This window comes from Aminobacterium sp. MB27-C1, from assembly GCF_030908405.1.
Taxonomy (GTDB): Bacteria; Synergistota; Synergistia; order Synergistales; family Aminobacteriaceae; genus Aminobacterium.
This window is the reverse complement of record NZ_CP133089.1, coordinates 1543117-1557971: the sequence shown is the minus strand read 5'-3', so window position 1 is coordinate 1557971 and position 14855 is coordinate 1543117. Positions and strand designations below refer to the sequence as shown.

Here is a 14855-nt window from a genome sequence, read left to right as displayed (position 1 = left end):
AAGGAGGGTTAGCAATGGATGCCATTAAACTGGTAGAAAAGAAATATATGAAGAACGAAGACGAAGTACCAGCCTTTCGGGCAGGAGATACTGTGCGAGTTCACGTTAAAGTAACAGAAGGAGCACGCGAACGTATTCAGGTTTTCGAGGGTGTTGTTATTGCCCGTAAACATGGCGGGGTAAACGAGACGTTTACAGTTAGAAAAATATCGAATGGCATAGGAGTAGAGAGGGTTTTCCCTATCCACTGCCCATCAATCGATAAGATAGAAGTGAAACGTCTTGGTAAAGTACGCAGAGCAAAGCTTTATTATCTGAGAAAACTCAGCGGAAAAGCTGCTCGTATTAAAGAAAGAAGAGAATTTTAGTTTTTTAGCTTATAAACGTATTGACTTAATAGGTAAGCCCTATTATAATAACCGTCGTTCTGCGGGGGTGGCGGAACAGGTAGACGCGCAAGGCTAAGGACCTTGTGGCCTCTGGGCTGTGGGAGTTCGAGTCTCCCCCTCCGCACCATATCTGAGTTGAAAAGGGAAACACATTTTGTGTTTCCCTTTTTTTATGTGCGGTTATACAGAAAACCTTAATTACTAATGTTTTTTCGAATGTAATTTTCTATAAGAGGTATGGCGAAGTCGTTGAGGTATTTTTTTATAGCATCTTCATCATAGGTGACATTTCCATTTTCATCTACATAATTGCCACTTAGAACACATTCTAATTGACGTTTCCCCCGATCCCACGGAACGCCTAGTATTTTTTCTATATCGCTGCTTTGTTTCACATATCTTATAGGCATTTCCAAAGAGAAATCGAATTTTTTATATAAGCTAAGATAGCCTTCAAGGGATACACGTAGCTGATTGATTTTCAACATACCGTTGTGGGATTCTCGCTCTCCGGCTATAACCGCCTTGGCTCCGATGAGAAGAGCTAAGGGGATGCGAATAGCGTGTAAATATAAGTGGCAACCGATACAAGGGGTATAGAATCCAAATTTTTGAATAGATGTGGTGGTGATTGAGCCGCAAAGCTTTTTCCAGAGTGAAGGGGCTCCCATAACAACAGGAGTATAAATATCAACAGAGAGTGTACTCAAATGACCTTTCATGTAATCAAGGTTATCGTATAGGCATTCCCAAAGGCCGTATTCGGTTGCGGTATAAGCTATTGTTGGCAAAATGCCCTTTACAGTGTTATTTTCCATATACTTGAAGAGGGCTGCAAAGCTATCTCTTCCTGCTACTTCTAAAATGACAATATCCTGTGTTTTTAGCATCTTTTCTATTTCTTCAGATGGCAACATCCACGATGGAAAATCAGAAATGAGATCAGGCTTCTCCAATAGAATTTTTTTTATGCGTTCATCCATACTTTTCACTCCTTTAAGGGAATGTAATGGCCCGGATAATACGGTTGATCGATAGGGGAGTCCATGAGACCCGCCAATTTTCCGCGATCAAGCAAATTCAAAATCATATACATGAGCTCGTGTCCTCGCAATAATCCAAGACAGCCTTGGGCGCAGCTTATTTCGTCAAATTTTCTAACGTCATCTTTCCTTGCATAACATCCTGACATGAGAATAGGGACAGTTTCTCCTGAATGAATCATATTTCCTACACTTGCTGTGGAATGATCCGAAGTAACGATAAATAAAACATCGTTATCAGGAATAATGTGTTTCCGAGCGAATTCAAAAGCCTTATCAAGTTGCTCTATAACATCAATTTTCTTTTGGTAATTTCTTTCGTGTGCTGCCTCGTCAGTAGCTTTGGTATGAACATAGATAAAGTCGTAGTCAGTTGCATAGTAGGCCATGCGAAGTCTTTCCTCCAAGTCTTTGCCAGGAAAGATTGAATCTTTGACTCGCTGTATATCCATACCAAGAATAGAACATAAACCATGATAAATTGCTCCAGAAGCGATACATAAGGCCTTAAGTCCCCATTTTTCATGAAAGGGAAGAAGAGGACGATATTGTCCTGCTCTTTGAAGGCCAATAAAGTTTACGGGAGGCTCGTTATTGTTTACTCTCTTTATGTTTATAGGATGGGATGATAAAACCAAATATGACCATTTTACATATTCATTGAGAATCGCTGCCGTATGTTGGGCTTTTTTTAAATCGCAGGCGTCTTTTCTTGGAAGGACCTTCATTATGGGGCGCTCTTCGTAGATAGGATTCGAATCTGTAACTTCCGAAGAAAGTCCCAATCCGCGCATAATAGAAAGTCCAGCAATTCCTTTTGTAGGGATAAATTCTATTTCTATATTGTCTTTTCGATAAAATCTAATGGCTTCGTGAAGAGGCTTCAACAGATCTGGTGCCAAATCCATTTTTTCTACCTTTAGAATATAAAAATTATTTGTTTTGGCAACAGAAAATGTTCTTGAGAGGAGAGCGACTTCATTATCCTGAACGGGGAAACCTTCCGCTTTTGCTTCTATGTACCCCCTTCCAGGAAAGTCAGCAAGATCATAACCGAACATAATAAAATGGGCCATTTCACTGGGCATAGCCTGTCCTTGCAGACAACTGTGATAGAGTCCGCAACTTCCCGTTTTTGCAATATAGTCTAAATTAGGTGTCCGAGCAGCTTGAAGGGGAGTATGCTTCCCTATAGCTGCTATTCCCTTATCGCCTAATCCATCCAGAACTACAAGTATGCATCTCATAAAGCGATTATAATATACAAATAAATGTGCGCCTAGGCATTTTTGAAGGGGGGGTTCAGTATGGGGATGAGGGCACAAATTTCTTTCTCTGATGTCTTTATATATTTTTTAAAAAGACCTGAATCGAAACTTTCGAAACTGAGCTTTAGATTAAAGAGGCGAACCTCAGTGAAAGATGCGATAGAAGCATTGGGTGTTCCTCATACTGAAGTGGGGGGAATAAAGATAAATGGCATGTCAGCAGGTTTTGACTCTATCCTTGATATGGATGACCAAGCTGAAGTGCTTCCCTTTTTACCTCCTGTAGATGTAACACAAGCAACACTTTTACGTCCTGATCCCTACTTGATGCCACGGTTTATAATTGACGTTAATGTGGCAAAATTAGGGGCCCTTCTTCGGCTTATGGGGCTTGATTCTGCGTATAATAGCAAGTGGCATGATGAAAAAATTGCCCAAATTTCTATGGAAGAGCAGCGTATTGTTTTAACTCGTGATCGTTCTCTTTTGAAGAGAAAAATTGTTGTATATGGTCGGCTTATTCGAGAGCAGAATCCATGGGCGCAGCTGGTAGAAGTTCTGACATTTTATGATGTGCATAAATGGCTTCTCCCCTTTAGCAGGTGTAGCTTATGCAATGAAATTCTTTGCCCTGTACCAAAGAAGGAGATCCTAGACTCAATAGAGCCTCTTACTCGGACATTTTATGATGAATTTACACAATGTCCATCATGTGGTCAAATATACTGGGCCGGGTCACATAAACATCGAATAATTAAAAGGATACAGAACATTCTGGAGAAAACCCATCGAATGGGATTGCAGTATGATGTTAATGTTGGTAGACTTTTTAATGAAGATTCAAATTGCAATTGATGTTTTAAGAAAGGAGCTCTTGAGGTGAAAAAAAGTTTAGAAGAATGGCTTCGTGGCGATACCGTTCAACATAAGAATAATGATTTAGGGCTCCCTATAGTAGCTTTACATTCACCTCTTGACCTTCCTGTTGTTGCTCTTGCGAAAACAGAAAGTGACGAAGAGGAAATAGAAGAAAAGAAAGATGTATCAAAATCAGAACTTGAATTAACATTCCCCGAAGTAGAAACAGACGTTGAAGAACGGGGAGATTTGCAAATTGAGATTGAAGAAGAAAGACAAAACGAGAAGAGAGAAAGTATCAACGTAGAAGCTGAGTCGCTGTTTGAGAATGGAGAAAAAAACGAGTCTACAGCAGAAGATGATTTTGAATTAAAACCAGAGAAAGAAATTGAGCCAGAAACAGAACCCAAAATGCTTATATCGGAAAATTTAGAAGATGAAAAAAATAAAGAGGCATTTTGGGGCGGGAAAAAAACGTTAGCTTTAGGTTTGGCCCTTTCTGCTGCTGCTGGTTTGTATATGTATAAAACGTTGACTGCGCCTGAAACGTTGCTTTCTAAAGGTCACGATTTTTATGAATTAAAAGAGTATAATCAAGCATTAAATTATTATCAAAAGGTCTTAAAGAAAAACCCACAAAACACCGAAGCTTTAATAGCAATAGCCAAAACTCTCGAGAACACAGGTAAACGAGGAGAGGCTGTTGATGCTTATTTTAAGGTATTGAGAGTAGATCCAGATAATAGTGAAGCGTATCTTCGTTTGGGAGATTTGCTCTATGCGTTAGGATCTAGAGATAAAGCGCTGCAATCATACAGAGAAGTACTTCGGATAGAGCAAAGTAATATCCCTGCACTTTTAGGTATAGCTCGTTGCTTCTTTGATCAGAAAGATTGGCAGAAGGCTTTAGATTCTTATAGCCAAATTTTATTGCTTGAGCCTGGGAATATGGAATCTCTTACTCAGAAGAGGGTCATAGAGGATATCCTTGCTATGCATGAGGAAGATGAAAAGCGCTTGGAGGAAGAATCACAAATTTTAGCCCAGGCGAACGAGAAGAAAAAAACTGCCCAACGTGCTCTTTCATTGATGGCGTACAGTGAAGCAGAACAGATTTATAGAGAAGTGCTTCTTCTCAATCCTAGAGATTGGGAAGCACAAGAAGAACGGAAGTATTGTCTTGAGAAGATGGCAGGTCTTCATAAAGAATTTAATCTTTATACCCGAATAGACGATATAATATCGAAGAATTTGCCTCATGAAGAGCAGCGTGATGCAAACGGTGAAACAAAAGAGATACAGCCCCAAAAGAAGATATTGAGAAGTGAGCCATTGAAAAAGGTTCGCATTGTGCCTGTTTATTCTCCTCGCCCACTAGCACTTTCTGTTGAAGCTGAAATGAAAAAGAATTCACCAGAAGAGTTAGTACGACGTATGGTTGATTTGAGTAAAACGCAGAATTTCGCAGAATTACTCCGTACAGGGTGGGAATACATCTTTTCTTTGGAAAAAATAGAAACTGAGGAGCTTAATAGTGAAATCAAGATAGAAAAAGTACGCTTCTTCGGAAGTCTTTCTATACCATATAAAACAACGCCCACATGGATAGAACCAATTATAGATAATCATTTTGACTCTTTGCAAACGTTGCGTAGAGCCATTAAACTCAATTTGATAGATCGTAAAGTATATATGATGATGTCTCAAGCTTGGGAAGATTTACACAAGAAAAATAACGTTTCTTTAGCTGAAAAGGCCCAACAAGAAGAAGCTTTCTATTCTTCTCTTTTAGCACATGCTGCCTATCAATCTCGTCTTCCAGAAGAGGCATGGGATGCCATTGAAAGAGCAAAACAGCTCGCGCCAGACAATTTATATATTGCGAGGTTACATTTAATTCTTGCAAATTGCCTTAAAAAGGCCTGAAAACTAAATTGTCCTTTTCAAGTTGCGCGACTTAATATATACTACAGACGGCTTTACGGCCTCTGATTTTCAGAAGCTGGTGGAGGAGCAATACCTCTAACGGGTTTGCAGAAGACGAAATGATCTAACATTAACAGGCGGTGATTAATGTATGGAAGGTCGGAAGGCTGAAGAATGGGGCAGAGCTTACGTAGAGAAGCTCTCTCTTTACGAAGAATTTACAATGCGTGTGAAGAATCTTGTTCAAGATTTAATTGGGCAAGAAGATATAATGGTGTATGGAATTCAAGGCAGCGCGAAAAACCCTGATGAATTTATTTCAGAGTTAGCGAAGAGAGATGAAGGTGAACTTTCTTCGCTTGGAGCATTTCAAGACCTTTCTCAGGTGCGGATATTGCTCCATTTCCCAGAAGACGTACGTAATGTGGAAAAGATATTGCAGCAAGAATTTCTTGTAGATCTTGCCCACTCAGTTACGACGTCAAGTTTGGTGAATGACCCTGAAAGATTTGGGTATCCTTCTATTTCATATGTTGTTTCTCTTTCAAATGAGCGGAGCAGACTTCGGGAGTGGAGTAAATATAGAGATTTAAAGTGTACAGTGCTTGTTCGGACAGTGATCCAAGAAGCATGGGCTACAATTTCTCCCAAAGTGAGTACCACCGCCACTGATACTTTGACACAGAAGAAATTGAAAAGAAAACTTATACGGCTTAGTGCACTTCTTGAAGAAGCTGACGAAGGCTTTTTAGCTTTGTGGGATGCGGCGAAGGATTCTTCTATGCTTGTTGCTCCTTCTCGAACGGAGCCTGTACAAGAAGAGGAAAAGCAATCTCAGGTTCTTTCTCAACAAAATTTAGCAGATTATTTTAAAGAACATAAAGAGATAGCGGAAGAATGGGCAGCAAATGCAGTTAAAGCCGGTTTCCCTGCTTTTTATCCAACTGAAGAATATTTAGCTGAGAGCTTTACATATCTTTATGATATGTTGCAAGCTTCTGAAATAAAAACAATAGAAGATTTAGATCGCTTTATCAAAGATATTCACAAGAACGGCCTCGGTATGGAACAGTTGGAATCCATTGTTAAAGCTTTTGAAAAAGAGAACGCAAATTGGCGTGTTGATGGGTTTTCTGCTTTGTTCTTATTACTTTTAAATATGAAATGGGATGTGCTTCAAGAGAAAGATCTTGTTGCTTTAAATGTCAAAAAAGGTTCGGATCGAATAAAAGGTCTCGTCGATTAATTTTTCTCTTCCCATAGTTGATTATAATAAGGGAGGGCGTCAAGCTCTCCCTTATTTCTATGTGAGCATCAGGAAGGACTGATCTCTAATGTTCAATGCTAATTTGGATAGATTATTTAGTCCTCAGTCAGTTACTTTTATTGGTGAGGGATCTGCGTGGCGAGGTGCGTGTGCTCGGGCAGTAGAAACTTTAAAGCAGTCTGCATTTACAGGGCAAATTTTTGAAGTTCATGATGGCACAGAGCCAGTAAAATCTTCAGATTTGGCTGTTTTAGATGTCCCATTGCCGAGAGTATTACCTTGGATAGATATATGTGCAGAACAAAAAATTCCGTATATTATGCTCCTTTCTTCAGAACAAAGTAGCATTTGGAGTCAGGAAGATATCAATAGAGTAAACAAGCGTTTGGAAGAGGAAAAAGTATGTCTTCTAGGCCCGGATTCTATGGGATTTATGAATTTAAAGCATAATGTTGTTATTTCTCCTTTTCAAGGAAGTTTTAGCTGGGAAGATAAATGTGGAAAAGTTGCTCTCGTATCTCAAAGCGGTGATTTGGGGTTTGCTATCGCATCTGCTGCTAGGATGGCGGGAACAAATTTCCGTTATGTTGTAACAACTGGGGGCACGGCCGATATTGACACAGTGGATATTGGCAGATGGATACTAAAGGATTCCTCTGTAAAATTATTGCTTTTTTGCTTAGAAGGGTTACATGATGGAATTGCATTTTTAAGAATGGCTCGTGACGCGAATATAAAAGGGGTTCGGATAGGCGTTCTTAAAGGCGGGCTTAATGTATCTTCTCGCCAGGCTATTACTAGTCATGTTTCTGTTGTTGCGGGAAATTCTTCAATTTGGAATGCTGCATTTAGACAATTCGGAATACTTCCTCTTCGAGATGTGGATGAAATTGTTGACCTTGCAAGAGTTTATAATTCATTTATACCACCGAATGGCCGAAAAACTGTTATTGTTTCCCCTTCTCAAGGAGCCGGAATTACATTTTCAGATAATTGTTTTGAAGAGGGGCTGAAGGTTCCCTCTATTCCCGAAGATTTACAGAGAGAATTTAAGAAAAGTCTTCCTGATAATGTTTACGTTAAAAATCCTATCGATTTAGCTTCTCTTGGTGCCGAAGGATCAGAGGATATATCGTATCTTCTTCGTCGTCTTATGGATTCTCCAAACCTGGATATAATTACAGCAATACTTACTGAAAGCAAGGGTGAAGAGGTTCGTAATATTTTGGCTGCTTTACTTGATGTAGCTCGCCAGAAAACGCATCCTATAGTTTGTTGTTCCATTGGAGATATTGAGGAAGAGGAAGTTAAAGAAATGTTGAATGAGGAAGGCATTCCATTCTTTACCAGCCCTAGAAGGTGTGCTCGAGCACTTGCCGGTCTAAGTGCTCCAGTTCCATCTCTTGATAAAATGATGCCAGTAAGTTGTGAGGAATGCGTGATAAAAGGAGAGGATCTACTTCCTAAATTGCCACAAAAAATGACAGAATATGATGCAAAGAGATTGCTTGCTTTCCACAATATCGATGTAACGAGAGAGTACTTATGTCAATCTTTGGAAGAAGCACTTGAAGCTGCCGAAATGATTGGATACCCTGTTGCTCTCAAAGTAATGTCTCCTAATATCGTTCATAAAAGTGAAGCTCGTATTATTGCTCTAAACTTGAATAGCGAAGAAGAGTTGAGGAATGCATACGGGCGAACTCTAGAAAAAGCTCGCTTGGCCAATCCAGAGGCTGACATAAGAGGTGTTCTTGTTCAGGAAATGCTTAAAGATGGTATCGAATGTACTGTGGCCATAAAAAGAGATACTATCTTTGGCTCTGTCCTTTCTGTTGGTCTGGGAGGCGTTTATGCGAGTGCCGTTCGAGATAGTGTGTTGCGAATAGCTCCTGTAGATGAAGAAAACGCTATGGCGATGATTCGAGATTTGAAGGGGTACTCCCTCTTAAAGGGTGCCTGGGGCAGGCCTAGTTATGATGTTGCGGCCTTTGCTAAGATGGTTGCTCGTCTCTCTAATTTGGCGTGCATAGAAGATCAGCTTGTTCAGTTAGAAATAAACCCTGTTTTTGTTAAAAAAAAGGGGTCTGTTGTTGTTGATGCTTTTGTTGTGAGGAGGTAAAAATGTCTGGCTGGATATGGGTTCTCGTAGGGTATTTGGCAGGCTCGTTCCCTACTGGGTATGTTATCGTAAAACTTTTGCGTAACGAAGATATTCGAAATTTTGGTTCAGGGAATATTGGTGCGACTAATGTCGGGCGCCGAATGGGTAAAAAGTGGGCTGTAGCCGTAACGTTGATTGACATGATAAAGGGTGGCGTTGTTTTGATTCTTGCAAGAGTAATGAATGTAGAAAGCCCCCCCCTTATTGCAGCAATTGCCTTCGCCAGCGTTTGTGGTCACAATTTCCCCTTATGGCTCGGTTTTAAGGGGGGAAAAGGAGTGGCAACAACTTTTGGAGTTGTCTTTTTTATGATTCCTCCCTATAGCTCATACGCTGCACTCACTGCTGGAATAATCTGGTATGGAGTAATGAAAGTGTCACGATATGTGTCATTGGCATCCCTTATATCGTTGTTTAGCCTCCCTGTTTTTTTCTTAATTTTGAAACTCAAACCTTCCTACGTGTTGGCTGTTCTCTTCATGGCCTTATTAGCATCATTTCGCCATCGAGAAAATATAAAACGAATGCAACACGGAGAAGAGTCGAGAATTGGCGAAAAGTGATCACTTTTGTACAGAGGATGCCTATCTTGACTAATGTTGACCATCCCTCTACAATAAGAATACCCAACGATTTGGTGTAGGAGGTTTCAGCTATGCCTAGCCTAACTGAGATTATTGAAGATTACATTAATAAACTTTTTGAAGATGAAGTAGAGGAAGACGCAGTTTCTCTACGACGTAAGGATCTTGCAGAGATTTTTGGCTGCGTTCCTAGTCAGATTAATTATGTTTTAAGAAGTCGTTTTACTCCAGAAAGAGGTTACATTGTAGAGAGCCAACGTGGTGGACACGGATATATTCGTATTGTACGTATTTGTTACGATATGCCGGAAGAAAAGGTTAATCATATTGATGAAATAGTTGGAAATGCTATCAGTGAGCAAGATGCTAAGAGATTATTAGCAGCTTTACAAGAGAGAGAACTTCTTTCTTCCAGAGAACGTCTTTTAATAGAAATTGCTATGCGTTTTGTTGATGAGCTGGCCACGTCTGATTTTGATGTTTCACCATATAAACGTAACGCTTTGCAAGCAGAGGTGTTGAGAAGAATGCTTCGAGGTCTTGCTCTTGCTTAAAGGAGTACCATTTGAAAGGATGAAAAGCTATGTGGCAATTTTTTACAGAACGAGGTAAAAAAGTAGTTCAGCTTGCTCACAGAGAAGCTCTTCGTATGGGGCATGATGTGATTGGCACAGAACATATACTTCTGGGGCTTTTAGTAGAGGGCGAAGGAGTTGCAGCTCAAGTATTAAATTCATTAGGTGTCAATTTTTTAGAAGTGCGCCGTCAGATAGAAGAACTTGTAGGCAAAGGACAACCTATTTTGAAGCCTATTGATCTTCCCTTGAGTCCTAGGGCTAAAAGGGTGCTTGATCTCGCTATTAAAGAAGCTAGAAATATGGGGGTTAACTATGTAGGAACAGAGCATGTTCTTCTTGGTCTCTTGGCAGAAGGAGAAGGTGTTGCTGCACAGATTCTTTTATCTTTGGGAATCGATATGACGGTAATACAGCGAGAAATAGGACGTTTTATCAGCAATAACGAGGCGGATGGAATGCCCCAAACCGAAATGCTGGGAGACGGTCAGAATCGAATGAACAGCAAAACGCCGACCCTTGATCAGCTAGGCGTTGATTTGTCTGAAAAAAGCAAGAAAGATGAATTAGATCCGGTAATAGGCAGAGATAAAGAAATTCAGAGAGTTATTCAAATTCTTGCGAGACGCACAAAGAACAATCCTATTCTTCTTGGCGATCCAGGAGTAGGAAAAACAGCTATTGTTGAAGGACTCGCGCAAAAGATAAACGATGGTAATATCGCAGAAATTTTGCGAGGGAAAAAAATAGTTCAGCTGAATATGGGTAATCTCGTTGCAGGCACGAAGTATAGAGGTGAATTCGAAGAGCGAATGAGGAAGCTTTTGAAGGAACTTCGAGAGGCTGGAGATATTATCATCTTTATTGACGAGATTCACACAATAATTGGAGCTGGTGGAGCTGAAGGGGCTGTTGATGCGGCTAATATTCTTAAGCCGAGTTTGTCTCGAGGAGAATTTCAAGTTATAGGCGCAACAACTCTTGAAGAGTATAGAAAATATATAGAAAAGGATGCGGCCCTTGAACGCCGTTTCCAGCCTGTTTTTGTTGATGAACCTTCTATCGATGATACGGTGCATATTCTTGAGGGGCTTCGAGATCGATACGAATCTCACCATAGAGTAAATATTGCTGACGATGCACTTGTAGCAGCGGCTCGACTTTCATCCCGCTACATTACGGATCGTTTTCTTCCCGACAAGGCGATTGATCTTATCGATGAAGCAGCGGCTCGTGCCCGGCTTAAAACTATGGAAATTCCTGCAGAGTTGAAAGATATAGAATATCATCTTGAAGAAGTTCGTAAGGAAAAAGAGGCGGCAGTAACATCACAGGAATTTGAAAAGGCAGCACGTTTACGTGATACCGAGCGTCAGATATCTGAAGAACTTGAAATGAATAAGAAAAACTGGCAATCAAGAAGACACCAAGAAAAGCCTCTTGTTGGTTTTGATGATATCGCGACGATTGTAAGCGAATGGACAAATATTCCTGTGGCGCAATTGACAGAGGAAGAATCTCATCGATTACTTCGAATGGAAGAGGAAATTCATCGCCAGCTTATTGGGCAGGATGAGGCTGTTAATGCTGTTTCAAGAGCTATACGACGTGCAAGAAGTGGAATGAAAGATCCTCGACGTCCTGTAGGAAGTTTTCTTTTCCTTGGTCCCACTGGTGTCGGAAAGACGGAGTTAGCCAGAAGATTGGCCGAGTTTCTTTTTGGAAGTGAAGAAGCCATGATTCGCTTGGACATGAGTGAATTTATGGAACGCCATGAGGTTGGTAAACTTATAGGAGCTCCTCCTGGCTATGTGGGCTACGATGAAGGTGGAAAACTAACAGAAGCGATAAGGCGTCGTCCATACTCAGTTGTCCTTTTCGACGAAATAGAAAAAGCTCATGAAGACATTTTTAATACCTTACTTCAGATTCTTGAAGATGGGCGACTTACAGATGGTCAGGGACATACAGTAGATTTCAGAAATGCTGTCATTATTATGACAAGTAATGTTGGAGCTAAGGAACTAGCAAAAGGTACGTCTCTGGGCTTTTCTGTAACTGAAGAGACAGACGGCTATTTTGATTGGAGCAAAACAAAATCATATATTTTAGATGCTGTTCAGAAAACATTTAGACCAGAATTTATAAATCGTATTGATGAAATGGTTGTCTTCAGACCTTTGAACAAAAAAGAAATGTTGTCTATAGTCGATATTATGTTAAATGAGATTAAAAAGAGACTGTTAGTCCACGATATCGATATCAATGTAAGTGAAGAGGCGAAGGGGTTTATTCTTGAAAAGGGTTACAACCCTAAGTTTGGAGCCAGACCTTTGCGCCGTAAAATACAACAGCTTATTGAGGACCGATTAGCTGATCTTCTTCTTGAAGGAAAAGTTAAACGGGGGAGTCAGGTTTTTATCGGTTTGAGTAACGGAGAGATTACGGTCAAAAGTAGAAAGACTCCCAAAAAACAAAAGAAAGAAAAAAAGGCGGCAGTTTAAAGCCGCCTTTTTTTATGATGACAGAGAGAGTTCTGCCATGTACAATAAAAGGCACTATCCCCCTGAATTTAATGAAGGAGGTGCCTCATGGAAGGATCTAATATATGGTTTCTATTCTTTGTCTTCTTTTTCATCTATCCCCAACTCAAGCAGCAATTGTTACATTGGAGAAGAATTACGGCACTTAGAACGTGCGAAAAACGTCGTAAAAGTAGAATCATTACGCTTATTCATCGACAAGAGAGCATCGGTTTTTTTGGAATGTTTTCTCGGAACTTCATAAACATAGAGGATTCTGAAGAAGTGCTTCGAGCCATTCGTCTTACTTCAGAGGGGACACCCATAGATCTCATTATTCATACTCCGGGAGGTTTATTGCTTGCTGCAGAACAAATAGCTTATGCATTGAACAAACATCCGGCAAAAGTTACAGTTGTTGTTCCTCACTATGCAATGTCTGGGGGAACTCTCATTGCTCTTGCAGCTGATGAAATTCTTATGGATAAACATGCAGTACTCGGCCCGGTGGATCCTCAAATAGGGCAATATCCCGCAGCTTCTATATTAAGAGCTGTTGAAGAGAAACCAGTCTCTGAAATTGATGATACAACTCTAATACTTGCTGACGTGAGCAGGAAAGCCGTGAAACAAACACGTTCTTTTGTATATAACCTTTTAAAAGATAAAATGGGAGAAGAAAAGGCAATAGAACTGGCTACAGTATTAACTGAAGGTCGATGGACACACGATTACCCTATAACTGCGGAAGAAGCGGTGTCTCTAGGATTGCCGGTGAATACAGATCTTTCTTCTCAAATTTGTAATATTATGAAGCTGTATCCTCAATCAGGGCTAGGACGTCCTTCTGTTCAGTATGTTCCTATTCCTTATCCTTCAGCTCCAGATGGTAATCATTCAGACGCAAGGCGGTAAAGGAGGCACTTTGTAATGCCCACAAGTATTAAAAAAGTTATTATTCCTATTCTTTGTTGCATTGTAACAGCTATAACTTTTCCATCAGTGATTGAAGCCAAAGAGTTTAAAGAACCAGTTCGTGTTGGAATTGAAACAGTTAGCAATGATGACATTCTCTTTCTGATACAAGAGCACACAGGAGTTGACAGAGCTTTAGCTGCATTGATAGTTCAGCGGATGAGCAATGATGAACAAAATGAGCTTCTTGATGGCGTTACGAATATGCTGCTTTTAGCGCGAGGAGCCCAACTTAAAGGGTTACAGTTCAACGCTGATGTCGCAGCTCGTCTAAGATGGACACGTTTAAACGTATTAGCAGATGCATACGTTGAATCTCTTTCTAAAAATTGGGATCTTAGCGAGAAAACGTCCAAACTTTTTTATAAAAACCACTCGGAATTATACACGCAAGAAAAACAATACCATATTCGCCATATACTTGTCGGAAATATGGCTGAAGCTCACTCTGTCTTGCTTCGTCTTTTAACAGGAATTCCCTTCGAAAAACTTGCCACTCAGCTTAGCTTGGATTTTTCTACGGCGCGTGATGGCGGTGATATGGGATGGATTAAAGAAAGCGAACTTCCTGAAGTCTTTAATGTTGTTAAGAGGATGAAAGTAACGGATTTTAGTGAGCCGATAAAAGCGGAGTACGGATTTCACATCATTCAATTGCTTGAGGAAAAAGGCGGAGCTCTTTTGCCATATGAGCAAGTCAAGGAACAAGTTCAAAAAGACCTAGAGGCAGAATATATCAATGAAGAATTGCTTAACCTTAAAAAAGGGGTAGAAATATCAAACGAGAGTGAAGCTCTTGATGAAATACGTATTCCTTAACGGGGGTAAGTTATGAAAACACAAAATTTAGAGTCTTCTTTTGCTCTTCCTAAATGGCTGAGGATTATGGCATCAGCCGTTGGTTTCATAATTTTAGCGCTGGGGCTGGGTAAGCTCTTTTCTCATTCTATTGCTGAGTTGAAGCTGATGTTTCCCTATATTTTAGTGGGAGTTGTATGTTTTTCTATAGGAGGCATTTCTACCTCTATGTCTCTTTCTCCAGAGGGAGTTGTTCATGTTCGATCTGTTTGGGGAAAGAAAAAAGAAGAAACGTTGTCATGGGATGTTATTAATTCTGTAGTTTTACAGCGTAAGAAAAATATGTTTTATGCTCGTTTTTTTAAAGAGAACGGTAAGGGATGGCAGATCCCTTTTAAAATTAGTCAGCTAGAAGCTTTTAATTCATATATGAAGCGATACCATTCAGATATTAACATAGAAGATATAACAGATATGTAAGTTTTA

13 protein-coding genes and 1 tRNA gene are annotated in these 14855 nt (G+C 40.1%); 12 read left to right on the top strand and 2 right to left on the bottom strand.

The window, feature by feature from the left end:
- Positions 1 to 14 precede the first annotated feature (14 nt).
- Together rplS and RBH88_RS07560 are read left to right on the top strand one after the other, a co-directional pair.
- The gene (gene rplS, locus RBH88_RS07565) at positions 15 to 368 is read left to right on the top strand and encodes a 50S ribosomal protein L19 (protein WP_213690313.1); all 354 of its coding nucleotides are present in this window, start codon (positions 15 to 17) and stop codon (positions 366 to 368) included.
- Positions 369 to 429: 61 nt separating this feature from the next.
- Positions 430 to 516: transfer RNA gene (locus RBH88_RS07560), tRNA-Leu, on the top strand.
- 67 nt (positions 517 to 583) lie between these two features.
- Here RBH88_RS07560 and RBH88_RS07555 read toward each other — a convergent pair.
- Together RBH88_RS07555 and apgM are read right to left on the bottom strand one after the other, a co-directional pair.
- Positions 584 to 1372: a hypothetical protein gene (locus RBH88_RS07555; protein WP_213690312.1), complete on the bottom strand. Its 789-nt coding sequence runs from the start codon at positions 1370 to 1372 to the stop codon at positions 584 to 586.
- Positions 1373 to 1377: 5 nt separating this feature from the next.
- Positions 1378 to 2679: an alkaline phosphatase family protein gene (gene apgM, locus RBH88_RS07550; protein WP_213690311.1), complete on the bottom strand. Its 1302-nt coding sequence runs from the start codon at positions 2677 to 2679 to the stop codon at positions 1378 to 1380.
- A 60-nt stretch (positions 2680 to 2739) separates the two neighbouring features.
- On the opposite strand from apgM, the gene RBH88_RS07545 reads away from it, so the two are divergent.
- The 10 genes from RBH88_RS07545 (at position 2740) to RBH88_RS07500 (ending at position 14849) form a co-directional block, all read left to right on the top strand.
- Entirely contained in the window at positions 2740 to 3555 is an 816-nt protein-coding gene (locus tag RBH88_RS07545; protein WP_307879505.1) for a Mut7-C RNAse domain-containing protein, read from the top strand.
- A gap of 24 nt (positions 3556 to 3579) precedes the next feature.
- Positions 3580 to 5484: a tetratricopeptide repeat protein gene (locus RBH88_RS07540; protein ID WP_213701130.1), complete on the top strand. Its 1905-nt coding sequence runs from the start codon at positions 3580 to 3582 to the stop codon at positions 5482 to 5484.
- A gap of 151 nt (positions 5485 to 5635) precedes the next feature.
- Positions 5636 to 6730, top strand: coding sequence for a RelA/SpoT domain-containing protein (locus tag RBH88_RS07535; protein WP_213690309.1), 1095 nt, complete (start codon positions 5636 to 5638; stop codon positions 6728 to 6730).
- A gap of 88 nt (positions 6731 to 6818) precedes the next feature.
- Positions 6819 to 8873: an acetate--CoA ligase family protein gene (locus RBH88_RS07530; RefSeq protein ID WP_213701128.1), complete on the top strand. Its 2055-nt coding sequence runs from the start codon at positions 6819 to 6821 to the stop codon at positions 8871 to 8873.
- A gap of 2 nt (positions 8874 to 8875) precedes the next feature.
- On the top strand, positions 8876 to 9478 hold the full coding sequence (plsY, locus tag RBH88_RS07525) for a glycerol-3-phosphate 1-O-acyltransferase PlsY (RefSeq protein ID WP_213701127.1): 603 nt from the start codon (positions 8876 to 8878) through the stop codon (positions 9476 to 9478).
- A 92-nt stretch (positions 9479 to 9570) separates the two neighbouring features.
- Entirely contained in the window at positions 9571 to 10053 is a 483-nt protein-coding gene (locus RBH88_RS07520; RefSeq protein WP_213690306.1) for a CtsR family transcriptional regulator, read from the top strand.
- Between the two features lie 29 nt (positions 10054 to 10082).
- Entirely contained in the window at positions 10083 to 12578 is a 2496-nt protein-coding gene (locus RBH88_RS07515; protein ID WP_213699331.1) for an ATP-dependent Clp protease ATP-binding subunit, read from the top strand.
- 87 nt (positions 12579 to 12665) lie between these two features.
- The gene (locus RBH88_RS07510; RefSeq protein ID WP_213690300.1) at positions 12666 to 13511 is read left to right on the top strand and encodes an ATP-dependent Clp protease proteolytic subunit; all 846 of its coding nucleotides are present in this window, start codon (positions 12666 to 12668) and stop codon (positions 13509 to 13511) included.
- Between the two features lie 15 nt (positions 13512 to 13526).
- Entirely contained in the window at positions 13527 to 14390 is an 864-nt protein-coding gene (locus RBH88_RS07505) for a peptidylprolyl isomerase (protein ID WP_213690299.1), read from the top strand.
- Between the two features lie 12 nt (positions 14391 to 14402).
- Positions 14403 to 14849, top strand: coding sequence for a hypothetical protein (locus RBH88_RS07500; RefSeq protein ID WP_213690298.1), 447 nt, complete (start codon positions 14403 to 14405; stop codon positions 14847 to 14849).
- Positions 14850 to 14855 lie beyond the last annotated feature (6 nt).